Raw genomic sequence first — 22,369 nt, 5'->3', positions numbered from 1 at the left:
CCCCTTGTAGCCGCAATCCGCCGCCCACTTGGTGATCGACTCCCACGAATTGAACGGCGCTTCATCGCCGGCAAACTGCGCCAGGAACAACGCCGGCCCCTTGATCGTTCTCATTGGTTTCCTCCTCCAGAATTCAATCGCCCCCAGGCTTTCATTGAATGTCGTCCGCAGAAACGTGTCGACATCCATCCGTCCCGCACCATCCTAAAACAAGAGGCAGGAGGCGTTGAGACCCTCCGTTGTGGTGCAGGTCTCCTCACGGATCTGCAGCGTTTCTCGCCTGTGTTCAGTGCTCCCAGCGCAAATCATTAAATCGTTTGTATCTTCGCCAATACACTGCTTCAGGGCATTAGGCAAAACCGATATCCGGATTGCCAAGATTGTCGATGCTGATCGCCGGCGCTCCTTTGCCCGGCTGACCAATCAGCTTTGGGCTGCAGTTTCGGCGTGGTGCTGGAGGGATCCGGGGTGTCCGGCCAAATGCCTCATCGAGCCTTGTCTTCACCGCGGCCTTGATCGCTGTTCCCGCATCTGATGGCTGATCGATCCGGTTTGACTTCGTACGCAAAACAATCAGAAATGGCGTTTATGAAGCCGACGGCTGGGCCCGGCACTTATTCCAGTCTTGCCCCACCCGGCAGAGCTAGTTGATGTGGTAACAAGCGTGATTGATCCCCGAAAACGTGATTTTCTGACCAGCCTGTTTGAGGCCGCCGTAGAGCGGGCCGATCCGCGAAAGGCATTGATCGATGCGCTGCCGGAAAGGCCTGTTGGCAGGACCGTGGTGATCGGTGCGGGGAAGGGCGCGGCCCAACTGGCAGCGGCGTTCGAGGATCTGTGGGACGCTCCGCTGTCAGGCGTCGTCGTGACCCGGTATGGCTACGCCGCGCCGTGCCGCAGGATCAAGGTTCTCGAAGCCAGCCATCCCGTACCGGACCAGGCCGGACTTGAAGCAACCCGGACCCTGTTTGATGCCGTGTCGAACCTGACCGCGGACGATCTGGTCGTGGCGCTCATCTGCGGCGGCGGGTCGGCGCTTCTTCCGGCACCGCCCGAAGGCCTGACGCTTGCCGACGAGCAGCAGCTCAACCAGGCGCTGCTCGCCTCGGGCGCCCCGATCGGGGTGATGAACGCGATCAGAAAACACGCAAGCCGGATCAAGGGAGGCCGGCTTGCTGCCGCCGCCTTTCCGGCTCGGGTGGTCTCGCTGGTTGTCTCCGACGTGCCGGGAGACGAGCCCTCCCAGGTGGCCTCCGGCCCCACCGTGCCCGACCCGGTCACCATGTCCGAAGTCCGGTCCATGATCGAAGCCCGGAACATCGTCCTGCCCGAACGGATCCAGCGGTATTTTACCAGCGGTGCCGATCTGCCGCCCCGTCCAGATGATCCGGTCTTTGCAAGCAACGAGGTTCGGGTTATCGCGTCGGCCGGCTTGTCGCTTGAGGCCGCGGCCGATCTGGCGCGCAAGTCCGGGATCGATGCCGCCATCCTGTCTGATGCGGTGGAGGGAGAAGCCCGCGATGTCGGCCTCGTCCATGCGGCGATCGCCCGGGAAGTCGCCGGCCGCGACCGTCCGTTCGCCAAACCCGTCATTATCCTCTCCGGTGGAGAGACCACGGTCACCCTGAAAGGAAAGGGCAAGGGCGGGCGCAACACCGAATTCCTGCTCTCCTTTGCTTCCGCCATCGATGGCGTTGACGGGATTGCCGCGCTCGCCGCCGATACCGACGGCATTGACGGATCCGAGGACAATGCCGGCGCTTTCGCCGGTCCGCAGACCGCAGCTGAAATGCGGGCACGGGGCATTGATCCACTGGCGAGCCTTGCCGCCAACGATGCCTGGACGGCCTTCGATGCGATCGGTGCGTTGTTCGTTACCGGTCCGACCGGCACCAACGTCAATGATTTCCGGGCGATCCTGATCGGAGACGTGCCGGATTGAGCAATTTTGGAAGCTGTCGGCAAGCTGTCAGTTGGATGCTGTCAGGGGGTGTTGGGCATGCTCGGGCATATTCTTGAACGCCCGTGCGATGTACCGCAGGCGCATGTGAAGAGACGCCACGCCAAGTAGGCACGCTTGGAACAGAAACGCCGCCGAGCGGACGTTCATCATGCAGCCGAGTGCATTCTCAGTGAAATCTGGCTTCCGACATAGCTGCGCAACTGCACCAGCGCATTGTCGAGTTCCGCCGCTTCCTCAAGCAGGTCGTAGTTTCCCGGCTCGGCCGAAATCTCTCCGTAGAGCAGAGCCGAGATCCGGCACAGGTTGTTCAGGCAACCGTAAATCACTTGCTTCTGGCGGGTAGGAGTATTCGCATCTTCTGTCAGGCGAATGATTTCAGGCGCTTTGGTTTCGTGAACTCTCTTCAGATTTTCGAGCCGTTGTGAAACTGTCATCTGTTCGTGTCCTGACAGGAGTTGTTGGCGACACTCAAATCACGACTCAATACTGATGATTTAAAATAGAACTTTATAAGATAAGCCATGATTCGCAATGAATTGTCCAGTTTTCGCGCTGGTCTTATGATTTGCGCAAGTGGTAAGCTTGCAACGGGGTCTGTGATCTGCTCGCATTTTCGGGAATGAAAAGCCGCTCGCAGTCTTGCGGTCCGCGCCCATCTAGAGGGAGCAGTCCAAATCCTTTTCTGATCAGTTCAGAAACAGCGTTGCACGTAGCTTCGGTTGTAGCAATTCACCCAAGGTCGCGGGGGGACATGTTTCCACAGTTAAATACGCCTGTATTTTAGAACGGGCTTGAAATAGAGAGATAATCCTGTTCCGACCTGTGACGATTCGAAATTCGATGCCGCTGCAATAGGTATCCTTATGGCGCTGTTGCCCGCCGCACTTTAAGACCTGTTGGCCCGTTCCCGCTGACAAGAACCTGCCTGAGAGTTTTGGCCATGACCGACCCCGCTGACCGCGAAGAAGACATCACTGCGTCTCCATCCCCGTCGGAAGCGATGGATCAGGACGACATCTACGGCGACGACGGTTCCATCCGGCAGGATTACCTTACCGCGGTGGGCGCTGCGATTGCCGACCGGGATGTTCTGTTCCTGCGCGAGCACGTCGTTCGCCTGCACGAATCCGAGCTCGGCGACCTGCTGGAATCGATCAATGCCGCCCAGCGCCATGCGCTGGTCTCGCTGCTCGGCGATGATTTCGACTTCGCCGCGCTGACCGAAGTCGACGAGGCCATCCGCCTGGAGATCATCGAGGCGTTGCCCAACGCCAAGATCGCCGAAGCCCTCGGAGATCTCGATTCGGACGACGCGGTCTACATTCTTGAAGACCTCGACGAGGCGGACCAGAAGGAAATTCTCGCAGCCCTGCCATTTACCGAGCGGGTGCGTCTGCGCCGCTCGCTGGACTATCCCGAGGACACGGCCGGCCGCCGCATGCAGACCGAGTTTGTCGCCGTGCCGCCGTTCTGGACGGTTGGCCAGACCATCGACTACATGCGTGACGAGGAAGATCTGCCCGACAGCTTCAGCCAGATCTTCGTCATCGACCCGACCTTCAAGCTGGTCGGCGCAGTGGCTCTCGACAAGATCCTGCGCACCAAGCGGCTTGTTCGCATCGAAGAGGTCATGGACGAGACCCGCTACCGCATCAATGCGGAGATGGACCAGGAAGAAGCCGCGCAGCTGTTCGAGCAGTACGACCTTCTCTCCGCCGCCGTGGTTGACGAGAACGAGCGCCTGGTCGGTGTGCTGACCATCGATGATGTGGTCGATGTCATCCATGAGGAAGCCGAAGAGGACATCAAGCGTCTGGGCGGCGTGGGCGACGAGGAACTCTCCGACAGTATCCTGTCGACCGTGCGGTCCCGTTTTACCTGGCTGCTGATCAATCTCGGCACCGCCATCCTGGCCTCCGCCGTGATCAGCCTGTTTGATGCAACCATCGAGCAGATGGTGGCGCTGGCGGTGCTGATGCCGATCGTTGCCTCGATGGGCGGCAATGCCGGAACCCAGACCATGACGGTGACCGTGCGCGCTCTGGCCACCCGCGATCTTGATATCTACAATGCCGGCCGGATCATCCGCCGTGAAGCGGCCGTCGGTTTCATCAACGGGGTGTTGTTCGCGGTAATCATCGGTGTTGTCGCCGGCGCCTGGTTCTCGAGCCAGGGTCTTGGCGGCATCATTGCTGCGGCCATGGTGGTCAACATGCTGGCAGCGGCTCTCGCCGGCATCCTGCTGCCGCTGTTTCTCGACAAGGTGGGAGCCGACCCGGCGATCGCGTCGGCGGTGTTTGTCACCACCGTCACCGACGTCGTCGGCTTCTTCGCCTTTCTCGGATTGGCAGGATGGTGGTTGTCACTCGCCTGATTTGCGTTTGCAGCGGTGGCCATGCACGCGATTTTGACTTATACGTAAGCGTAAACTGTCATCAGAGATTTGCGGATAGGTCCCCCTTGGACAAGTACTATACCATTACCGAGTTGACCCGCGAGTTCGGGATCTCGACCAGGACCCTGCGTTTTTATGAGGACGAGGGGCTGATCCAGCCCGAGCGCCGCGGCCGGACACGTCTGTTCCGGTCGGCTGACCGGCGGTTGATCCAGGAAATCCTGCGCGGCCGCCGTATCGGCTTCACGATTGCTGAAATCCGGGAAATCATTCAGGTCTACAAGGACCCGCCGGGCGAAGCGGGTCAGTTGAGGCTGCTCATGCGCAAGGTCGAGGAGAAGCGCGAGGACCTGCGCCAGAAGCGCAGGGACATAGATGAAACGCTGGTCGAACTCGACCACATCGAGGAATCCTGCCTGACCCGCCTTGCTGAAATCGGCGTCAACACCTGAGCCGGAAAGGCCGCAAACCGGGTCCTGAACGCCTCTCTGGTGGCGCTCAGATCCAGCGCCGGACCTTACGGCAATAATCTTCGAACTGATACCCGAACCGGGCCAGCAGATGTCGCTCCTCGCGCCTGATCGCAAGCAGGTGCGTGAGGATGCCGTCCACAGGCGCCAGCACCACGAACCAGGCATTCATAGAAACAAAGCCCATGCCTGCAAGCAGCACCATGTTGGCCAGATAGATCGGATTGCGGCTGTAGCCGAACGGCCCGTTTGCGACGAGGTGGCTGGAGCCCCGGTTTGGCAGGATGGTGGTCTTGGCTTCGTGCAGGGTGCGCATCGCCCAAAGGTCAATCCCAAGAGCCGCGACAATCAGGATGCCGCCAAGCGTTCTGGTGCCTGTGAACTCAAGTGGCAGCGGGGATGCAAGGTTGAGCAGGATTGCCGAGAGGGTAAAGCCCACAAGCAGCAATGGTGGCCAAGGAATGAAATTCGGTCTCTCCCGGTAGGCATTCATGTTTCGGAATCCCTGTTTTGGCAATTAAAAAAATAAATATTACAAATATATAGGTCTATCGTGACTGTGCCGTGCACTGCTCCGCAATTGCCGGTATTCGCGCGTCTGTTTCCTGGGTGATCTGCCCCGAAACATAGGGCTGGAACAATCCGCGCGACAGCAGTTCATCGGTCACACACCCGCAAAACCGTTGACAGAATGCCGCGCTGTTGTTGGCACTGCAACCTGTTTCGCACTCGGCGACGAATGCGGGCAGGGGGTCGACCGGAGTTGGTGGGGCGACCTGGGATGCAGCCCAGACCAGCGACAGCAGCACCGGTTGATGCAAGAGATAAAAGGCCAGACTGTGGCGGCCGCAGAAACGGGTTGCGCGTGCAACCGGGCTGTCGCCCGGCTCAATCGCTGCAAGGCGCTCGGTCAGACCGCGCGAAAGGGCGGCACGGGTCACGCCCATGCCGATCAGGAAAGGACCAAGCCAGGGCAGCAGCGGAACGAAATCGTTGGAACGCGGCGGCACCGTGAACAGGCCGATCCAGCTCAGCCAGGCCGGGTTGAATGCCTCGTTGCGGTAGACCAGGGGGACGGCAATGCAGAGAATTCCTGAAAGCACGGTCAGCGGTGCCGGCAGCCTCAGAAACGCCAGCCCGACGATGCTGGCGGCCGCGATTGCATGCAATATCCCAAAAAAGATGAAACTGTCCGGCGTGGCGAAATAGGTCGCCAGGCTGATCAATGCCGCCGCACCTGCAACCATGCCTATCCGTTTGGCAAAGGCGCTTGGCCTTACTCCCTTGCCATGGGCGAGGACAAGGCTGACGCCTGCGAGGAACAGGAAGCTTGCAGCGATCGCACGGGCGTAGAGCTTGAGAGGCCCATGCGTGCTGGTCCCAGGATCGAGATAGCCGAACAGTTCGAGATCCCATGAGAAATGGTAGGTCGCCATGGCGAACAGGGCCAGGCCGCGAGCCAGGTCGAGCACATCGATGCGCCGCGTAGGTGTTTGCGGTTGCGGTGCAGTCCCGACGGTATCACTCAAGCCTGTTTCTCCATGGGAAGCATCGGCAAGGCCGCCGGCCTCCATTCTAGAACCGATGCCTGCGAAAGGGAATCGGGTGAACTCCGTTATACCCCAAACAGTCTTCGAAACTCCGCTCGCAGCCGATTACAAAATGTCGGAAGGCGGTTTTCTCCCGCCGCTGCTGACCACGAGCCCGGCCAGTACCAGGGCCAGAGCCGCAACAAGATTGAGAGATATCGGCTCACCAAGCAGGACCACGCCCAGGGCCACTCCGAAAATCGGAACCAGATTGATGGAGAGTGAGAACCGCGTATAGCCGATCGAGCGGATCAGCGAGAACCTGAGGATATAGGCAATGCCTGTGGGAAACAGGCCGAGATAGATCAGCGAGCCGATGGCTGTTGCCGACAGTGCAGGCGACAACAGGCCTTCGGTCGCGATTGCCAGGGGAATGAGCACCGCGGACCCGATCGCCAGCGCGAGACAGGCGAGCCGGACCGGGGGAAGCGTGATGCGCCGTATCAGAAGCCCCGCCATGACATAGCAGGCCGAAGCCGCCAGCGCGGCAAGCTTGCCGAGCAGGGGGCCTCCAGCCAGCCCGGCGAAGATGCTGGGTCCCACCAGAACCACAATTCCCGAAAAACCCAGCAGCACGGACACCAGCTTGCGCGGTGTCAGCCGGTCGTCATCGGTCATCAGATGGCTGCCAATCAGCGCAAGAAAGGGCCCGGTCCCCATCAGAAGTGCCAGGACACTCGCCTCGATGGTCTTGCCGGCCCAGGCCACGAGAATGAACGGCACCACCACGTTGAGCAGCGCCATGCCGATGATCAGCGCCCATTGCGATCGACTGGCGGGCCATACCATGCCGCGCCACATGGCATAGGGCAGAAGCACCATGAAACCGATGCCGACTCGGATCGCGGCAAGCCATACCGGCCCGGTCTCGGGCACGGCAAGCCTGATGGCGATGAACCCCGAGGCCAGCATCAGCGATGTCATGATCATGAGACCAAGATCGAGTTGCGTCGGGATCCTGATCGGTTGCGCGGGTGTGCTCATGACGCGCCAGACCCGTTGGCGTTGTTCGGCGGCAGGGCGAGGCGATAGACGCCGCGGAAGTCCGATGGATTGGCGGGCTTGTTCTTGCGCAGGATCTGGAGTTCACCCGCTTTGGCCATCTCGATGGCAACCGCGCGCAACGGCTTCATCAGGCGGCTCCATTGCTGCTCGTCCGGCCCGGCGATGGACCGCGCGGCTTCTGTGGGCGAGATGCTCTTGCCTTCCGGCTTCTGTGCAAGCAGGTCGAGTATGGCCGCCCGCAGCGCAGCCGGATCATGCGATTGATTGGATGTCACGAGATCACGGTGTCCTTGAGGATTGCATCGCGGGCATTGGAGAAGAATTGCCGCCGCAGCAACACCAGAATCACCAGCGTTGTCGAGCCCATGAGAAACCATGGCCCGGCGAACCAGCCGAGATAGCCAATGGAAAGAAAGGTGGCTCTCAGGCCGGAATTGAAATGACGTCCTGCGAGAATGTTGATCGAAGCGGCCCGGTTTGCCGCCGCTTCCAGCGCTGCATCGTCACCGCCGTCGCTGCCCTTCATCGGGATCGCGCCGAACAGGATCGAGGAATAGTTGAAAAGCCGGTAGGACCAGCCGAACTTGAAGAAGGCGTAAGCGAAGATCGCGATCAGGCCAAAGACCTTGAGTTCGAACGCGGCCGGATCTGCGACCAGCCTGATCGGCAGGTCATCGGCCACCGCCATCACCCGGTCGGTGGCGCCCAGCAAAGCAAAGCACCCGCCGATGGCAAATATGGTGGTTGAGGCGAAAAAAGCCGTGCCGTTCTGCAAGCCGGCCATGATCGCAGTGTCGATCATGCGCAGGTCGCGCCGCGCCGCCACCTGCATCCAGCGCTTGCGATGCTGATTCATGGCCGTAGTCAGGCTCACCCGCTTGATCGGCAGGTGATTGTTTGACGCCAGCGAAAAGGCGAACCAGGAAAACGCAAACCAGCAGAATGCCAGATAGTCATGATTTGTCATGCTTCGGTTTTGGCATGAAGCGATTGCGGACGCAAAGCTTCTGTTGCGGGATTGCCTGGTAACCATTCTTTCATGCCCATGGCCGAACTGTGGTCGAAATCACCGGTAGGTTTTTAGCCCGATCACGCTAAGGTGTTGAATTGTCATATAGCCATGCAGGAATGTCGGGGCTGATATGAAAACATGGCCACAGATTTGCCTTTTTTGCGGTTGCGAAAAGGTTTCCGGATCGTTAAACACCCGAGCCTGCGCCGAGCGCCGCCAAGCGGACGGGACGGCCTGAGATTTGTGTTTACAACCGGAGTGATCATGGAAGAGACCGCACAGAAATCCTGCTGGGGCATTACCGCCCGCGCAGTGATCGGTTTTTCGGGAATTCTCGCACTGGCCTACCTTTTCGGCGGCATCTGAGCGAACGTATCGTCTGACAATTTGTGATCGGAAAACGACAGCGCATGGCCCCGGCGGCCGGCGCTGTTTTTCTTTGTCCGAACGGCGCTCCAGACAAGCCCTGTCGCCTTAGCGGCACCGGACGTCGGTGGATTGACGGTCGTGCACCCGGCGCGCATGTAATGTGTGTCGTCTCACCGGAGCAGTCACGATCCATGTTTCTTTCAGTCTTTGATGTTTTCAAGATCGGCGTCGGCCCGTCGAGTTCCCACACCATGGGACCGATGTCTGCTGCCGTGCGCTTCCTCGATGAGATCGCCGGGTCCGACTGGCCCCGGCCGGCTGGCGCCAAGGTTGCCCAGATCAAGGCCTCTCTGCATGGTTCGCTGGCCTTCACCGGTGTCGGTCACGGAACGGGCAGGGCGGTGATTCTCGGCCTCACCGGCGAGTTGCCGGACCAGGTCGACCCTGACCGGATGGATGCGATCATCGACGGCGTGGAGAAGAGCCGGATGATCAACCCTCGCGGCCATCCCGGCTATCAGTTCGATCCGAAGGCCGACCTTGTCTTTGACAAGAAGAACCCTTTGCCGGGCCATGCCAACGGCATGACGTTTTCGGCCTATGATCGTGACGGGCAGATGCTGCTGCGCCGTATCTACTATTCCGTCGGCGGTGGCTTTGTCGTCTCCGACACCGAACTGGAGGCCATGAAGAGCGCAAAGAAGGCAGCTGTCGACAAGACAGTGCCCTATCCCTTCCGAAACGCCCAGCAGATGCTGGAAATGGCGAAGAAATCCGGCCTCAGCATCGCGCAGATGAAGCGGGCCAACGAAGAAACCCACATGTCCGGCGAGGAACTGGATGCCGGTCTCGACCGTATCTGGAGCGCCATGAGCGGCTGCATCGACCGCGGACTGGCTGGCGAGGGCATCATGCCGGGCGGTCTCAAGGTGCGCAGAAGAGCCCGCGTTCTTCACGACAAGCTGCAGGACGAATGGCGGCAGAACAGGCGCAATCCGCTGTTGGCCAACGACTGGCTGAGTGTCTACGCCATGGCGGTCAACGAGGAGAATGCCGTCGGCGGCCGTGTCGTTACCGCGCCGACCAATGGTGCGGCCGGCGTCATACCCGCCACCATCCGCTACGTTCTGCAGTTTCATGATGGTGCAGACCAGCAGGCTATCCGCGACTATCTGCTGACCGCGGCAGCGGTCGGCGGCATCATCAAGCACAACGCCTCGATTTCCGGCGCCGAGGTCGGCTGCCAGGGCGAAGTGGGTTCTGCCGCGGCGATGTCGGCGGCGGGGCTTGCCGCAGTCATGGGCGGCACTCCGGAGCAGATTGAAAATGCTGCCGAAATCGCGCTGGAGCATCATCTTGGCATGACCTGCGATCCGGTCGGCGGGCTGGTTCAGGTGCCGTGCATCGAGCGCAATGCGCTGGGTGCGGTCAAGGCAGTTACCGCCGCCTCCCTGGCGATGAAGGGCGATGGCCAGCATTTCGTGCCGCTCGACGCCTGCATCGAGACCATGCGGCAGACCGGGCTCGACATGAACGAGCGCTACAAGGAGACCTCCACCGGCGGCCTGGCCGTCAATGTGGTCGAATGCTGAGTGGCCTGGGCTGCTTTCGGGCGAGTGCCGCACGGGCGTCCGGACACTGAGCCTGTGGACGGCGCCGGGTTTCGTCCGCCTCTGTCTTGACCCCGGCCGGTCGGAACCCGATGTATCGTCCCATGGCTCTTCATCTTCTCAAACTCTGTGTCGGTGCGGAAAGCGTTGAGGACCAGCGCGACTGGATGCAGCGCCGCCTGGCAATGATGGCGGCCGCAGGACAGGAACCCGAGCAGTTTCACACCACCCGCATGGTCCCCAAGCGGATGGCCGAACTGCTCGATGGCGGCTCGCTCTACTGGGTGATCAAGGGCAATATCCAGGCCCGGCAACGTCTTGTCGACATCCGGCCATTCGTTGATACCGACGGTATCTCCCGGTGCCATCTCGTGCTTGAGCCGGTTCTGCACGAAACCTCCTGGGCACCGCGGCGCCCCTTCCAGGGCTGGCGTTACCTCGATCCCAAGGACGCGCCGCCTGATCTCGGCGCGCCTGGTAGCGGCGACGACGAATTGCCGCCCGAGCTCAAGCGGGAACTGGCGGGGCTGGGGTTACTCTGAGCGAAACGCCCCAGCTCTGGGCCTGATCAGAATTTGACTTTCAGATGTGCGCCGCCGCCAATCTCATGGCCATTCTGGTTGCGCGAAGCGGTCACTCCGGCGCGTATTGCTGTTCTGGCAGTCAGGGAACCGCTCAGTCCCAGCCCGCCTGTCACGGAATGTGCGCCCCGGTTCTGTCCGGCCTGCGTGAATGTCCCGAACAGGTGGCTCGTCGCGGAGACTTGGTGCGCCGTGGTCTTTGCGGCTTCGAAGTCGTGATCGTACCGCAGGAATGCGACCAGCATGAGATCACGGCCTGTCGCGGTGGTGGAGAGATCTGTACTGAAGTTCACGCCGACACCGCCTGTCAGGGCCTCGGCGTGAGCCTTTGCAATGCGGTAGTTGAAGTCATGCCCGCCGCTCTCGGCAAGGCCGCTCTGCCATATCCTGGAGTAGGAGCCGGTGACGAACGGCTCAAGACGCGTCGTGTCGTCAATCTCTATCCGGTAACCCAGCTGGGACGAGGCAAAGGCGCTTCTCGAGGTAAAGGCTGCGCTGGCCACGCCCCCGGTGAACAACCCGACATTCGGGTTGAAGCGCTTGGATGTGTGCCAGCCGTGTGCATAGCCCGCGGTCATCGACAGGACGAATTGGTCGATTTCTGCAAATCCGTAAACGCCTGCGACAGCACTTTGGCCCGAAAAGTCCTGAGACACCTTGTCGTGCTCGTGCATCGTCTTGTGGGCATAGCCACCATAGACGCCTGCACTGAAGCGCTCGTGCTCGATCAGGTCGGCGCCCACCAGCAGGTTGGACAGCGAGTAACCGAAATCGCCAAGACCGTTCTTGCCGTCCACACGTCCCCGAATATGCGAGACGTCCATCCACAGGCCATCATCTCTGGCGTTGGAGCCATCATCGGCCGACATGCGCGCCATTACCGACGAGGCAATGTGTTCGAGTTGTTCGAGGCCGACAGTCAGATTGGAGGAGTAGGGCTCCGCATGGACCTGGTCGAGTTGACCAACCTGAGCGTTCGTCAGTCCCAGCCAGGCGGTGCTGACGGTTTGTCCGTTGCTCAGTCGCTGTTGACCGCCACTGCCGCTTCCGGTCCCGCCCGGAGCGGTGCCGCCGCCAGCGATGCCGTTGACCACGGTATTGTGGTGGGTGGCCGCAATAGCCGAGGCCAGTGTAGACCACGGTGTTGAGGCAGGCAGTTTCGACGGCACATGGCCCGGAGTGGCGGAATTGTCGGTGAAGCCGACCACAACCTGACCGGTGGCGCTGGGCTGGCCGATCAGCCTGGCCGAAAGATGGGCGTTGAGCGATCCGCCCTCCACCAGCGTAACCGCATCGCTGTCGATGCTCGCTGCTGTCAGCACCGTATAGGTCGATCCGGTAAAGTCGGAAATTTCGCCTGCGCCGCTTGCTGAAAACCCGCTGTCCTTTTCAAGCGTGACGGTCAGGTTGTTGGCGCCGGTCAACGCCCCGGTGACGGAAAGCAGGTCTGCTTTCTGTGCTGCGTTGGGGTCGATTTCGGATATGAGTGATGTCGCTCCCTGAACGCCAAGACTGCCCTCAATGTTGAGTGTGCCGATTGACAGTCCCGGTGAAAGAACCGAGCCGGATCGCGTGAAGAAACTAACGCTGCTTCCGGCACCGGCTGCGCCGCGAATCGTCCCGTTGCCTGCCAGCGTTCCATCAAGCCTGACGAATTCCGTGTCGATGGTGCTGGCATCGAGTTTCAGGGTCGAGCCCTTTTCAATGCCCAGCACCTTTGCATTGGTAATGGCGCTCTGTTTCAGCGTCAGATCGGTTGGCTGGACAAATGTCTGTCCGATGATGTTGTAGGCGCCAATGGCAACCAGGTTGGGATTGGAGATGCTAAAGCTCTGATAGGTCCGAGGTTGGGCGCTCACGATGTAAACGTCCTGGATCTGTTTGATTCCCGATGCCTTGGTCAGCTCTATCGAGCGGTTCTCGCCGATGTCCACACCCACGAGGTTCACTCGCATCGCTCCGATTGAGTCAGCTATCGGGAGAGGGTGAGTTCTCAGGAACGGCGTACCCGGATTGGGGGCTGCGGCAATGCTTGTACCGGACAGCAGGATGGAATTGAGATGATAGGAATCGATGACAAAGGAAGGGGCAAAGGTCTGCCCTGTATAGACATCCAGCACGCCATTTGGTGGGATCGTGCCCGCTTGGAAGATTACATCGGTGCGCGAACTCAAACAGTATCTCTTTGGCGGATCCAGCGTGGCGGGATTCACGAACGCGTTGCCCGAGACCACGAAAGTGCCCACTCCCGCGGATATACAGCCCGATGCGGATGCGGGCTTGATTCCGAGCGGAACGGCCACGGCAACCGTCGCCAGCCCGACCATCAAGTTGCGATGCATGCTTCGTGAAATGTGCGGCCTGCAAACGATGGCTGGTTTCAAGGTTGCGCCCCTTTTGATCTTGAGCAAATAAGTAAATGCTCAAATAGCTGGCGTAACCTTGTGTGAAACTATTCCAAAGCCGCTGCACTGGATCACCAACGCAGTTCATGCTGCTTAACGTCTTGAATTTGACAGTTGTGTCGTAAGATACGGAGTGAATGATTCCTCTGTACTCCCAGTCTACACATTCACCCGGCCCGGGCAGTCCGCGTGGGCCGGCTCAGAATCGGCAAGCAGTTGGTTGAGGCGAACGGCTTGCCGATCGGGGACAGTACGACCTCGTGCAATCGACACGGCATGCGCCGGACCGGATGCGAAACCATGATACTCTTGTGTTTGTGGAACAAAGCGCCAAATAGGTTCTAACTGACCGCAGAAGTGAAGCTAAGAGTCGTCTGCGGGGCGAAGCAAATCCGAAAAGGGCGGTTCTACTCCTCAATGACAAAAGATAAGACCGGATCTGAGAAGGCCTTGTCAAAGCGTGGCGGTGCCGCGCCTGCAGAAGGCGCTGCCATGTCCTCGCGCTCCGAGATCGCGGCCTTTCTCACCGCCGCCAAATCCGTTGTTCCCGCAAGTGCCGGTGGCTCCGGCCGTCTGGCCTTTGCGCTGGACGCGACGATGAGCCGTCAGCCGACATGGGACAGCGCCTGCAAATTGCAGGCCGAGATGTTCGATGCGGTCGGCAAGACGGCCGCGCTGTCGGTGCAACTGGTCTACTTCCGTGGCCTCGGCGAATGCCGGGCGTCGCGCTGGGTCAACGACACCCGCCAACTGGCCGATCTGATGACCAGAATCGACTGCCGTGGCGGCCAGACCCAGATCGGACGGGTCTTGCGCCATGTTGCCGACGAGGCAAAGGGCAGGCCGGTCAGTGCGCTCGTCTACATCGGCGATGCCATGGAAGAGGACATTGACAAGCTTGCCGTGGTGGCAGGAGAGCTGGCGCTCAGGAAAGTCCCGTGTTTCATGTTTCACGAAGGTCATGATCCGGCCGCGGCCGTCGGATTCCGCGAGATCGCCCGTGTCACCGGCGGTGCCTATGTCCGGTTCGACCAGAACGCCGCATCGGAACTCGCAAGCCTGCTCAGGGCCGTGGCCACCTATGCCACCGGCGGCAGGCCCGCGCTGGAGAAGTCCGGCGGATCAGCGGCGCGCCTGTTACTTGAGCAGCTCGGACCGGGAAAACCCGGCAAGGGCGGAGGAGCCGGGCGGTCATGAGCGCTATCGCGATGTTTCTGGGCGGCTTGCTGGTTCTGGTGGCTGTCGCCGGTGGCCTGATGAGCGTCAATCCTTCCGCTCTGGCAAGGGCGCTGAGATACGGCTTGCCCGTCGGACTCGGGGCGTTCGCCGTGACAATGATCATTCTTGGACGCTCCGGCATCGGCATTCCGCTGCTGGCCTTTGCGGTTGCGATGCTCGCACGCGCCCGCAGCGCCGCGCGCGCCATCCGGCAACCCGGGGGGCATTCCCATGTCCGGTCTGCAGCTCTCGAGATGGAGCTTGACCTCGATACCGGCGAAATGAACGGTCTCGTGCTGGCCGGCAGTTACGAAGGGCGGGAACTCGACGATCTCGACGAGGCGGATCTCATGCACCTGTACACGGAGCTCGCCGCCGACGCTGAGAGTCTCGGCCTACTGGAAGCGTATCTTGACCGCCGCGCGCCCGACTGGCGTGCCGGCTTTGACATGAATGACGACGCGGGACTGGGAGCTTCTCCAAGCTCGGGCGCCATGACAGAGAAGGAGGCCTACGAGATCCTTGGTCTTGGCCCGGGGGCGGGTGAAGCCGAGATCCGCGAGGCGCATCGCCGCCTCATGAAGCGGATGCACCCCGACGCGGGCGGTTCTGCGTTTCTTGCTGGCCGGATCAACGAAGCCAAAGCTGTTCTCTTGAGTCGACATGACTGAATTCCCCGAATACGCGATACAAATACGTGGATAGTCCCGGATCCCTTGTTTCCGGACGCAGACGCTGAACAAGCGCCGCGGTTCTTCAGTTGGCTGTTGCCCAACAGGCGTAGCCTTTCTTCTTGAGTGTCTTGCAGGCCTGTGTGGCGGCTGCCTGTCCGTCAAAGCCGCCGAAACGGGCCCGGTAGAGCTGCTCGTTGCTCTTTGTATAGGCCATGGTGAATGGTTCGGTGCCCGACAGCGCGCTGCCGCCCGCGGTCTGCGCCCGCGCAAGCAGTTCGATTGCGGCATTGCGGTCTGGCATTGCACCGATCTGGATCATCCAGCCGTCCATGGCGTTCGTTGACGCGGTGGTGACCGGGTCGACCGCTTCGTTGGATGCTGTTTCCACCGGCAATGGCGGCACAACGGCCGGTGCGGGCGTTGGAATTGCGACCTTCTGGGCGATGAGCGAATTGACCAGCGCGGCGCGACCAACCACAGGTTCGGGCGTGGGTGCTGCATAGGCAAAGGCCAGGCGCTGGTTGCCCTGATGGCGCTGCGAGGGAACCGGGCCGACCTTCGGCAGTTCCAGCGCGGCAATCGCCACAGCCATGTTGGCAGGCGCGCCGCGGGCAATCAGGTTGCCGTTGCCGCGGGTCGATGCCTTGGGCAGATACCGTGCGATCAGATCCTTCATCTGGGCGTTGCGGCTGGCACCTGTTCGCCCACCCATCACCACGGCGACAATCGAGCGGTCACGGTCGATCACCGATGAGACCAGATTGAATCCGGAGGCGCGGGTGTAGCCGGTCTTTATGCCATCGACACCGCGCACGGCGCCCAAAAGCCTGTTGTGGTTGCCCATCCGCGTCTTGCCGAAGGTGAAGGACCGGGTGGAAAAGTACTTGTAGTAACGAGGATGGTGCTCGCGCAACGCGATGCCGAGCCGCGCCATGTCGCGTGCCGTGCTCACCTGCTTGGAGTTGGGCAGGCCATGGGCGTTGCGGAAAGTGGTGCGGCTCATCCCGAGCGAACGTGCCTTGGCCGTCATCATTGCGGCGAACTTGGCCTCGCTGCCGCCCAGATGCTCGGCGATTGCCGTGGAGGCGTCGTTCGCCGACTTGGTTACCAGCGCATAGATCCCCTGTTCGACCGTGATCGAACGGCCGGTGCCGACGCCAAGTTTGGTCGGAGGCTCCTTGGCGGCGTTGGCGGAAAACTTGATGCGGGTGCTGAGCTTGATCTGACCGCGCTCCAGCGCCTCGAACACAAGGTAGAGCGTCATCATCTTGGTGAGCGACGCCGGATACCGCAATTCGTCCGCATCATGGGCGTAGAGCGTCTTGCCCGTCTTGGCATCGACAACAATGCCCGCATACTTGGAATTGGCAGCGGCCGGACCGCTTCCAAGCACAAGCGCAATGCCGATCAGGGCAAGCAGATGAAGCGCGGAGGAGGGAAGGGCGGCAAACCGGTCGGCTGAACTGGATTTACGCTGGTACACGATAACTCACTCATGAACTTGCAGGTGAAAGGGTTTCTGACTGACGCCCTCCTTGATCAGCCATTGTGTCCGATCTTAGCCCCGCGTCGTTACCAATCCGTTTATGATGAATTATTCCTTTCCGGGTTTTGTGCCGGAGCGACCCGTTGAGCCGGGTGCCGGTGTGCCATTGTGAAAACCGTGGATTCGCGACTTTGGTGCAATGCACAATATTCTTGACATTATTGTGCATTGCACATAGATGAAACTCATAACCTTCCCCAACGACAGGAAATTCCGCCATGATGAACTTTGACAGCACTTCGAAAATGAGCAAGGAAGCCATGGACAGCATGCTGACCACGGTTTCGTCGATGACCAAGGGTTTCCAGCAGATCGCTGCCGAAGCAACCGAATATTCCAAGAAGTCCTACGAGGACGGCACCGCAGTCGTCGAGAAGCTGGCATCTGCCAAGAGCCTCGACAAGGCTATCGAAATTCAGACCGACTACGCCAAGAACGCCTATGAGACGTTTGTTGCGCAGGCCACCAAGATGAGCGAACTCTACGCTGACATGGCCAAGGAAGCCTACAAGCCCTTCGAAAAGGCAGCAGCCAAGGTTTCCGCCTGATACCTGCCTGCCTTCCACCTGTCTGGGTGGAGGATCGAATTCGCGCAAACCCGGTCGCATATCCGTGCGGCCGGGTTTTTGCGTTTGGCGCACCCGTGCGGGAAATCTCTTTCTTCGGTGTCGAAGGGGGCTTAAAATCCCCGCAGGAAAGACTAAGTTAGAGCCAATGCCGGTGCTTCGGTTTTGCGCGCGCCGGCGGCAAATGACAGGAACTTGCCAGAGTGAACGACAGCATGAATCTGCTACGCCTGCAGGCGGACAAGAAAAACGGCGACGGGGACTCGGAGAGAGGCACGTCCGTCATCACCCGTACCAAGCCGCAGGTGAAGAAGCCCAGCATGTACCGCGTGCTGCTACTGAATGACGACTACACCCCGATGGAGTTTGTAATTCATGTACTTGAGCGCTTTTTTCAGAAGGACCGAGAGCAGGCCACCCGGATCATGCTTCACGTCCACAATCACGGAGTCGGCGAATGCGGTGTGTTCACCTATGAAGTGGCTGAAACCAAAGTGACGCAGGTCATGGATTTTGCACGCGAAAACCACCATCCGCTGCAATGCGTGATGGAAAAGAAATGAGGACCTGAAATTGCCTAGCTTTTCAAACAGTCTCGAAAAGGCGATCCATCAGGCGCTGACCTATGCCAATGAGCGGCATCACGAATATGCCACGCTTGAGCATTTGTTGCTGGCGTTGATCGAGGATCCCGATGCTGCGGCGGTCATGGGCGCGTGCAATGTCGATATCGACCAGTTGCGCCGCACGGTCAGTGACTATGTCGACAAGGAACTCGGCAACCTGGTGACCGGCTACGACGAGGACTCCAAGCCCACATCCGGCTTTCAGCGCGTCATTCAGCGCGCGGTGATCCATGTCCAGTCGTCCGGTCGCGAGGAAGTCACCGGCGCCAATGTGCTCGTGGCGATCTTCGCCGAGCGCGAAAGTCATGCCGCCTATTTCCTGCAGGAGCAGGAGATGACCCGTTACGACGCGGTCAACTTCATCTCGCACGGCATCGCCAAGCGTCCCGGGGCGGAAGAAGGCCGCACCGTCCGCGGTGCGGAGGAACCTGATCCCGATTCGGCCAAGGCCGATCAGGCCGGCGAGGAAGGCGGCAAGAAGAAGGGCCAGGATGCCCTGACAGCTTACTGCGTCAATCTCAATGAGAAGGCCAAGACCGGGCGGATCGATCCGCTGATCGGTCGGATGGAAGAGGTCAACCGCACCATCCAGATCCTTTGCCGCCGGTCCAAGAACAATCCGCTCTATGTCGGCGATCCCGGCGTCGGCAAGACCGCCATCGCCGAAGGCCTCGCCAAGCGCATTGTCGAGGGCGACGTTCCCGACGTGCTGTCCGATGCGGTGATCTATTCGCTTGACATGGGCTCGCTGCTCGCCGGCACCCGCTATCGCGGCGATTTCGAGGAACGCCTCAAGCAGGTGGTCAAGGAACTCGAGGATCTGCCCGGCGCGGTGCTGTTCATCGACGAGATCCACACCGTGATCGGCGCCGGCGCGACCTCCGGCGGCGCAATGGATGCATCCAACCTGCTCAAGCCCGCCTTGTCTTCCGGCGCAATCCGTTGCATCGGTTCGACCACTTACAAGGAGTACCGCCAGTTCTTCGAGAAGGACCGGGCTCTGGTGCGCCGGTTCCAGAAGATCGATGTCGCCGAGCCGACGATCCCCGATGCGATCGAGATCCTCAAGGGCCTCAAGCCCTATTTCGAGGAGTATCACAAGGTCGGCTACACCGACGATGCAATCAAGGCCGCCGTGGAACTCTCGGCGCGCTACATCACCGACCGCAAGCTGCCCGACAAGGCCATCGACGTGATCGATGAATCGGGTGCGGCACAGATGCTGTTGCCCGAGAAGAACCGCAAGAAGACACTGACCGACGTCGAGATCGAGAACACCATTGCCACCATGGCGCGGATTCCGGCCAAGACCGTGTCCAAGGATGACGAGACCGTTCTCGCCAATCTCGACAAGGAACTGCGTTCGGTCGTTTACGGCCAGGATACGGCCATCGATGCTCTGACGGCTGCGATCCGCCTCGCCCGCGCCGGCCTGCGCGAGCCCGACAAGCCGATCGGCTCCTACCTGTTCTCGGGCCCCACCGGCGTCGGCAAGACCGAAGTCGCCAAGCAGCTGGCATCCTCGCTGGGGGTTGAGCTGTTGCGCTTCGACATGTCCGAGTACATGGAGCGGCACACGGTTTCACGCCTCATCGGCGCGCCTCCGGGCTATGTCGGTTTTGACCAGGGCGGGCTGCTCACCGATGGTGTCGACCAGCATCCCTATTGCGTGCTGCTGCTTGACGAGATCGAGAAGGCCCATCCGGACCTGTTCAACATCCTGTTGCAGGTCATGGATCACGGTTCGCTTACCGATCACAACGGCAAGAAGATCGACTTCCGCAACGTCATCCTGATCATGACGACCAATGCGGGCGCATCGGATATGGCAAAGGCCGCCATCGGCTTCGGTTCGTCCAAGCGCGAAGGCGACGACATGGAAGCGATCAACCGGCTGTTCACGCCGGAGTTCCGCAACCGTCTCGACGCGATCATCCCGTTTGGCGCACTGCCGGTGAAGGTCATTCACATGGTCGTGCAGAAGTTCGTCATGCAGCTTGAAGCACAGCTGGCCGAACGCAATGTCACCTTCGATCTCGGGGAAGACGCCATCGCCTGGCTGGCCGACAAGGGTTATGACGAACGAATGGGCGCCCGGCCTCTTGGCCGCGTGATCCAGGAGAACATCAAGAAGGAGCTCGCAAACGAGCTTCTGTTCGGCAAGCTCAAGCATGGCGGCACGGTCAAGGTCACCGTCGGTGACAAGGACAATGGCACCAGGGGACTGATCCTCGAGGCGATCTCGGCGGAAGTGCCGGTCAAACCGAAGAAGGAAAAGGCCCCGGCCAGGAAAAGCGCTCCGACCAAGGCGAAAGCCAAGCCGAAGGCGACGACTTCCAGGACCACGCGCAAACCCTCTGGCGGCAAGGGAACTTCCAATTCCGGCAGGCCCGAGCCGGAAGCCTCGGCACAGACGGAAGAGCCGAAGGCGGCTGTCGCCGAAAAGCCGGCCGCCAAGAAGCCTTCGAGCGCCGTCCCGAAGGTGCCGCGCAAGAAGTAGCCCCGCAAGGGAAGCGTGATAATCAAAAACACCCCGGTCATGCCGGGGTGTTTTGCGTTCCAGTTGCAGCCTTGCGGAAAATGCATCGTCAACATGCATGAAAAACGGTTGCAGCGCGGCTGAAAGTCTCTCACAAACCCTCCATGAGCACTCCTTCCGCCCAGCGCGGCCTCCACTGGTTTCTCAAGGGCGCGCGCGGCATCGTCTCGCTTCCCGCCATTATCCTGATGAGCGCCTTTGTCGGCTTCTGCGGTTTTGCCGTCGAGGCGGGGATTCCGCTCGGCGAGACCGTGTTCATGACTGGCATGATCTGGGCCCTGCCGGCAAAGGTGCTGCTGGTCGGCTCGATCCTGGCCGGCGTTTCGCTGCCGGCAGCCTTCATCACCGTTGCGCTGTCATCGATCAGACTGATGCCGATGGTCGCCGCGCTGATTCCTGAAATCCGGACCGAGAAAACGCCCACCTGGCTGCTGCTCTTCCTGTCACATTTCATCGCCATTACCGCCTATGTCTTCACCATGGAGCGGATCCGCGACGTGCCGCGCGAGCATCGTGTCGCCTTCTTCGCGGGCTTCGGCATCACGGTCACCTCGGCCAATATTGTCCTGGTCGCCGTCATCTACTCGACGGTCGCCAATCTTCCGGCGATGGTCGCGGGTGCCTTGTTCTTCCTCACGCCGGTCTATTTCCTGACCTCGATCTGGGCCTCGACCCGCGACCGGGCAGGGCACATCGCCATGATCATCGGTCTTGCCCTCGGGCCGCTGTTTCATCAGGTGGCACCGGAGTTCGATATTCTCTATGCCGGCGTTGTGGGGGGCACCCTTGCCTTTTTTGCTGACCGCCTCTGGACGCGGAGGGAGGGCAAGTGATGAGCTATGCCGCCTTTGACACCTGGTGGTGGCCCTACTTGTTCATTGCAATCGCCGGCTGGCTCGGAACCGATATCTGGCGCTGGCTGGGTGTGCTGGTCGGAAACCGGCTCAGCCAGGATTCGGCTGCGCTCACCTGGGTTCGCGCTGTCGCCACTGCCCTTCTGGCAGCGGTTATCGCCAAGCTCATCCTCTACCCGACCGGCGAATTGCGGACCGTTCCGGTCGAGGTGCGTCTGTTTGCCGTAACTGTCGGGTTTGCCGTCTTCCTGATCGGGGGAAAGCGGATCTGGCTCGGCATCGCCGTGGCATTGACGCTCCTGCTTGCAGGTCAGCTTCTCCCGGGGCCGTGAGCGGGCATCATCTGCATGGCTGGAAAGCGGGCCGGATCATTTTTCGAAACGGCGCGCGACCCAGGAGTAGCTGTCGGTGACCACATGAACCGGCTCCGTCATCAGTGACTTGAGGCTCTCGGTGTCAGGCAATGCGTCCTGAACCCGCTTCAGCATCCTCGCCGCAAAACCGGCTTCTGCCTCATCGTCATTCAGCTGTGTCTGCTCGGTGCTCTCGGCCGGAATGTCGACCTGCGGCACCAGCGCATTCTGCACCGAGGGCGCAATGTCGATTGTGCCTGTGTCTTGCGAAGGCAGGCCGCCCTGTTCGGCTGCGGCCTCCTCTATGCCGGTGTCTCCAGGCGTCTGGCAGACCGCGACCACAACCGGATAGTCGATATTGGCGTAGCCTCTCAGCCTGTCTTCCGAGTGCGCATCGCATTCCTGGATCGTCGCCCAGCGCTCTTCAAGCATTTCGACATAGTGGCACTGGGTCGCTGAATCGTCGCAACCAAGTATCGTCATGATGATCAGGGCGGTTTGCATGAAATCCTCACAAAATATGTCGGCTTCGTTTCATGCCCCGGCAGTGTTGCAAAAACAAGGCAGCGGGCCGGTCGGGTCTGCATCTTCGCA

The 22,369-nt window shown here is 60.5% G+C and carries 22 protein-coding genes and 1 pseudogene; 13 read left to right on the top strand and 10 right to left on the bottom strand.

Going from position 1 to position 22,369, the window contains the following annotated elements; translation table 11 throughout:
- A pseudogene (locus tag GTW23_RS09675) lies at positions 1–114 on the bottom strand (sugar phosphate isomerase/epimerase); the annotation flags it as partial.
- Between the two features lie 550 nt (positions 115–664).
- On the opposite strand from GTW23_RS09675, the gene GTW23_RS09670 reads away from it, so the two are divergent.
- Positions 665–1,942 (top strand): glycerate kinase type-2 family protein, encoded by a 1,278-nt coding sequence (locus GTW23_RS09670; protein ID WP_252915534.1) that lies wholly within the window; start codon positions 665–667, stop codon positions 1,940–1,942.
- Positions 1,943–2,109: 167 nt separating this feature from the next.
- Here the strand turns inward: GTW23_RS09670 and GTW23_RS09665 are convergent, their stop codons facing one another.
- Positions 2,110–2,397 carry a hypothetical protein gene (locus tag GTW23_RS09665; RefSeq protein WP_152008920.1) on the bottom strand — a complete coding sequence of 96 codons (288 nt, stop codon included), beginning with the start codon at positions 2,395–2,397 and terminating at the stop codon, positions 2,110–2,112.
- 566 nt (positions 2,398–2,963) lie between these two features.
- On the opposite strand from GTW23_RS09665, the gene mgtE reads away from it, so the two are divergent.
- Positions 2,964–4,337, top strand: coding sequence for a magnesium transporter (mgtE, locus tag GTW23_RS09660; protein WP_244615402.1), 1,374 nt, complete (start codon positions 2,964–2,966; stop codon positions 4,335–4,337).
- 86 nt (positions 4,338–4,423) lie between these two features.
- Positions 4,424–4,810, top strand: a complete 387-nt coding sequence (locus tag GTW23_RS09655; RefSeq protein WP_152008918.1) for a MerR family transcriptional regulator — start codon at positions 4,424–4,426, stop codon at positions 4,808–4,810.
- 46 nt (positions 4,811–4,856) lie between these two features.
- On the opposite strand, the gene GTW23_RS09650 is transcribed toward GTW23_RS09655, so the two are convergent.
- From GTW23_RS09650 to GTW23_RS09630, 5 genes are all read right to left on the bottom strand, one after another.
- Entirely contained in the window at positions 4,857–5,321 is a 465-nt protein-coding gene (locus GTW23_RS09650) for a methyltransferase family protein (protein ID WP_252915533.1), read from the bottom strand.
- A gap of 55 nt (positions 5,322–5,376) precedes the next feature.
- Positions 5,377–6,357 (bottom strand): acetyltransferase domain-containing protein, encoded by a 981-nt coding sequence (locus GTW23_RS09645; RefSeq protein ID WP_252915532.1) that lies wholly within the window; start codon positions 6,355–6,357, stop codon positions 5,377–5,379.
- A 126-nt stretch (positions 6,358–6,483) separates the two neighbouring features.
- On the bottom strand, positions 6,484–7,401 hold the full coding sequence (locus tag GTW23_RS09640; RefSeq protein ID WP_252915531.1) for a DMT family transporter: 918 nt from the start codon (positions 7,399–7,401) through the stop codon (positions 6,484–6,486).
- Positions 7,398–7,697 (bottom strand): DUF3253 domain-containing protein, encoded by a 300-nt coding sequence (locus GTW23_RS09635; RefSeq protein WP_252915530.1) that lies wholly within the window; start codon positions 7,695–7,697, stop codon positions 7,398–7,400. Before GTW23_RS09635 ends, GTW23_RS09640 begins: the two co-directional genes overlap by 4 nt.
- Positions 7,694–8,389, bottom strand: a complete 696-nt coding sequence (locus tag GTW23_RS09630; RefSeq protein WP_152008915.1) for a DUF599 domain-containing protein — start codon at positions 8,387–8,389, stop codon at positions 7,694–7,696. Before GTW23_RS09630 ends, GTW23_RS09635 begins: the two co-directional genes overlap by 4 nt.
- 605 nt (positions 8,390–8,994) lie before the next feature.
- Between GTW23_RS09630 and GTW23_RS09625 the strand changes: the two genes are divergently transcribed.
- Together GTW23_RS09625 and GTW23_RS09620 are read left to right on the top strand one after the other, a co-directional pair.
- A complete protein-coding gene (locus tag GTW23_RS09625; RefSeq protein WP_152008914.1) occupies positions 8,995–10,395 on the top strand; it encodes an L-serine ammonia-lyase in 1,401 nt (466 codons plus the stop codon).
- A gap of 122 nt (positions 10,396–10,517) precedes the next feature.
- Positions 10,518–10,955 carry a DUF1489 family protein gene (locus tag GTW23_RS09620; protein WP_152008913.1) on the top strand — a complete coding sequence of 146 codons (438 nt, stop codon included), beginning with the start codon at positions 10,518–10,520 and terminating at the stop codon, positions 10,953–10,955.
- Positions 10,956–10,981: 26 nt separating this feature from the next.
- Here GTW23_RS09620 and GTW23_RS23495 read toward each other — a convergent pair whose 3' ends face one another.
- Positions 10,982–12,943: an autotransporter family protein gene (locus GTW23_RS23495; RefSeq protein WP_193217262.1), complete on the bottom strand. Its 1,962-nt coding sequence runs from the start codon at positions 12,941–12,943 to the stop codon at positions 10,982–10,984.
- 211 nt (positions 12,944–13,154) lie between these two features.
- Between GTW23_RS23495 and GTW23_RS09610 the strand changes: the two genes are divergently transcribed.
- The 3 genes from GTW23_RS09610 to GTW23_RS09600 all read left to right on the top strand — a co-directional run bounded on the left by GTW23_RS09610 (position 13,155) and on the right by GTW23_RS09600 (position 15,288).
- Positions 13,155–13,409: a hypothetical protein gene (locus GTW23_RS09610; RefSeq protein ID WP_193217261.1), complete on the top strand. Its 255-nt coding sequence runs from the start codon at positions 13,155–13,157 to the stop codon at positions 13,407–13,409.
- 407 nt (positions 13,410–13,816) lie between these two features.
- Positions 13,817–14,596: a VWA domain-containing protein gene (locus GTW23_RS09605; protein ID WP_252915529.1), complete on the top strand. Its 780-nt coding sequence runs from the start codon at positions 13,817–13,819 to the stop codon at positions 14,594–14,596.
- Positions 14,593–15,288 (top strand): DnaJ domain-containing protein, encoded by a 696-nt coding sequence (locus tag GTW23_RS09600; protein WP_252915528.1) that lies wholly within the window; start codon positions 14,593–14,595, stop codon positions 15,286–15,288. The genes GTW23_RS09605 and GTW23_RS09600 overlap by 4 nt, the downstream gene beginning before the upstream one ends.
- 85 nt (positions 15,289–15,373) lie before the next feature.
- Here the strand turns inward: GTW23_RS09600 and GTW23_RS09595 are convergent, their stop codons facing one another.
- On the bottom strand, positions 15,374–16,711 hold the full coding sequence (locus tag GTW23_RS09595; RefSeq protein WP_252915601.1) for an SPOR domain-containing protein: 1,338 nt from the start codon (positions 16,709–16,711) through the stop codon (positions 15,374–15,376).
- Positions 16,712–17,055: 344 nt separating this feature from the next.
- Between GTW23_RS09595 and GTW23_RS09590 the strand changes: the two genes are divergently transcribed.
- The 5 genes from GTW23_RS09590 to GTW23_RS09570 all read left to right on the top strand — a co-directional run bounded on the left by GTW23_RS09590 (position 17,056) and on the right by GTW23_RS09570 (position 21,754).
- Positions 17,056–17,385, top strand: coding sequence for a phasin family protein (locus GTW23_RS09590; RefSeq protein ID WP_152008908.1), 330 nt, complete (start codon positions 17,056–17,058; stop codon positions 17,383–17,385).
- Positions 17,386–17,618: 233 nt separating this feature from the next.
- A complete protein-coding gene (clpS, locus tag GTW23_RS09585; RefSeq protein WP_152011530.1) occupies positions 17,619–17,966 on the top strand; it encodes an ATP-dependent Clp protease adapter ClpS in 348 nt (115 codons plus the stop codon).
- 10 nt (positions 17,967–17,976) lie between these two features.
- Positions 17,977–20,529, top strand: coding sequence for an ATP-dependent Clp protease ATP-binding subunit ClpA (clpA, locus tag GTW23_RS09580; protein WP_252915527.1), 2,553 nt, complete (start codon positions 17,977–17,979; stop codon positions 20,527–20,529).
- Positions 20,530–20,672: 143 nt separating this feature from the next.
- Positions 20,673–21,401: an AzlC family ABC transporter permease gene (locus tag GTW23_RS09575; protein WP_252915526.1), complete on the top strand. Its 729-nt coding sequence runs from the start codon at positions 20,673–20,675 to the stop codon at positions 21,399–21,401.
- Complete coding sequence (locus GTW23_RS09570; RefSeq protein WP_252915525.1) at positions 21,401–21,754, top strand: AzlD domain-containing protein; 354 nt, start codon at positions 21,401–21,403, stop codon at positions 21,752–21,754. Before GTW23_RS09575 ends, GTW23_RS09570 begins: the two co-directional genes overlap by 1 nt.
- A gap of 36 nt (positions 21,755–21,790) precedes the next feature.
- Here GTW23_RS09570 and GTW23_RS09565 read toward each other — a convergent pair whose 3' ends face one another.
- On the bottom strand, positions 21,791–22,279 hold the full coding sequence (locus GTW23_RS09565; RefSeq protein WP_252915524.1) for a hypothetical protein: 489 nt from the start codon (positions 22,277–22,279) through the stop codon (positions 21,791–21,793).
- Between the last annotated feature and the right edge of the window lie 90 nt (positions 22,280–22,369).

The sequence above is a fragment of the Parahoeflea alexandrii genome (assembly GCF_024105735.1).
Taxonomy (GTDB): Bacteria; Pseudomonadota; Alphaproteobacteria; order Rhizobiales; family Rhizobiaceae; genus Hoeflea; species Hoeflea alexandrii.
This window is presented reverse-complemented; position numbering and strand designations above follow the sequence as displayed.

What these genes read in the sequence shown, in the direction of transcription:
- GTW23_RS09570 (WP_252915525.1), top strand. Translation starts at nt 21,401, where the DNA reads ATGAGCTATGCCGCCTTTGACACCTGGTGGTGGCCCTACTTGTTCATT.
- GTW23_RS09605 (WP_252915529.1), top strand. Translation starts at nt 13,817, where the DNA reads ATGACAAAAGATAAGACCGGATCTGAGAAGGCCTTGTCAAAGCGTGGC.
- GTW23_RS09575 (WP_252915526.1), top strand. Translation starts at nt 20,673, where the DNA reads ATGAGCACTCCTTCCGCCCAGCGCGGCCTCCACTGGTTTCTCAAGGGC.
- clpS (WP_152011530.1), top strand. Translation starts at nt 17,619, where the DNA reads ATGAATCTGCTACGCCTGCAGGCGGACAAGAAAAACGGCGACGGGGAC.
- GTW23_RS09625 (WP_152008914.1), top strand. Translation starts at nt 8,995, where the DNA reads ATGTTTCTTTCAGTCTTTGATGTTTTCAAGATCGGCGTCGGCCCGTCG.
- GTW23_RS09650 (WP_252915533.1), bottom strand. Translation starts at nt 5,321, where the DNA reads ATGAATGCCTACCGGGAGAGACCGAATTTCATTCCTTGGCCACCATTG.
- mgtE (WP_244615402.1), top strand. Translation starts at nt 2,964, where the DNA reads ATGGATCAGGACGACATCTACGGCGACGACGGTTCCATCCGGCAGGAT.
- GTW23_RS09590 (WP_152008908.1), top strand. Translation starts at nt 17,056, where the DNA reads ATGATGAACTTTGACAGCACTTCGAAAATGAGCAAGGAAGCCATGGAC.
- GTW23_RS09620 (WP_152008913.1), top strand. Translation starts at nt 10,518, where the DNA reads ATGGCTCTTCATCTTCTCAAACTCTGTGTCGGTGCGGAAAGCGTTGAG.
- GTW23_RS09640 (WP_252915531.1), bottom strand. Translation starts at nt 7,401, where the DNA reads ATGAGCACACCCGCGCAACCGATCAGGATCCCGACGCAACTCGATCTT.
- GTW23_RS09565 (WP_252915524.1), bottom strand. Translation starts at nt 22,279, where the DNA reads ATGCAAACCGCCCTGATCATCATGACGATACTTGGTTGCGACGATTCA.
- GTW23_RS09630 (WP_152008915.1), bottom strand. Translation starts at nt 8,389, where the DNA reads ATGACAAATCATGACTATCTGGCATTCTGCTGGTTTGCGTTTTCCTGG.
- GTW23_RS09600 (WP_252915528.1), top strand. Translation starts at nt 14,593, where the DNA reads ATGAGCGCTATCGCGATGTTTCTGGGCGGCTTGCTGGTTCTGGTGGCT.
- GTW23_RS09665 (WP_152008920.1), bottom strand. Translation starts at nt 2,397, where the DNA reads ATGACAGTTTCACAACGGCTCGAAAATCTGAAGAGAGTTCACGAAACC.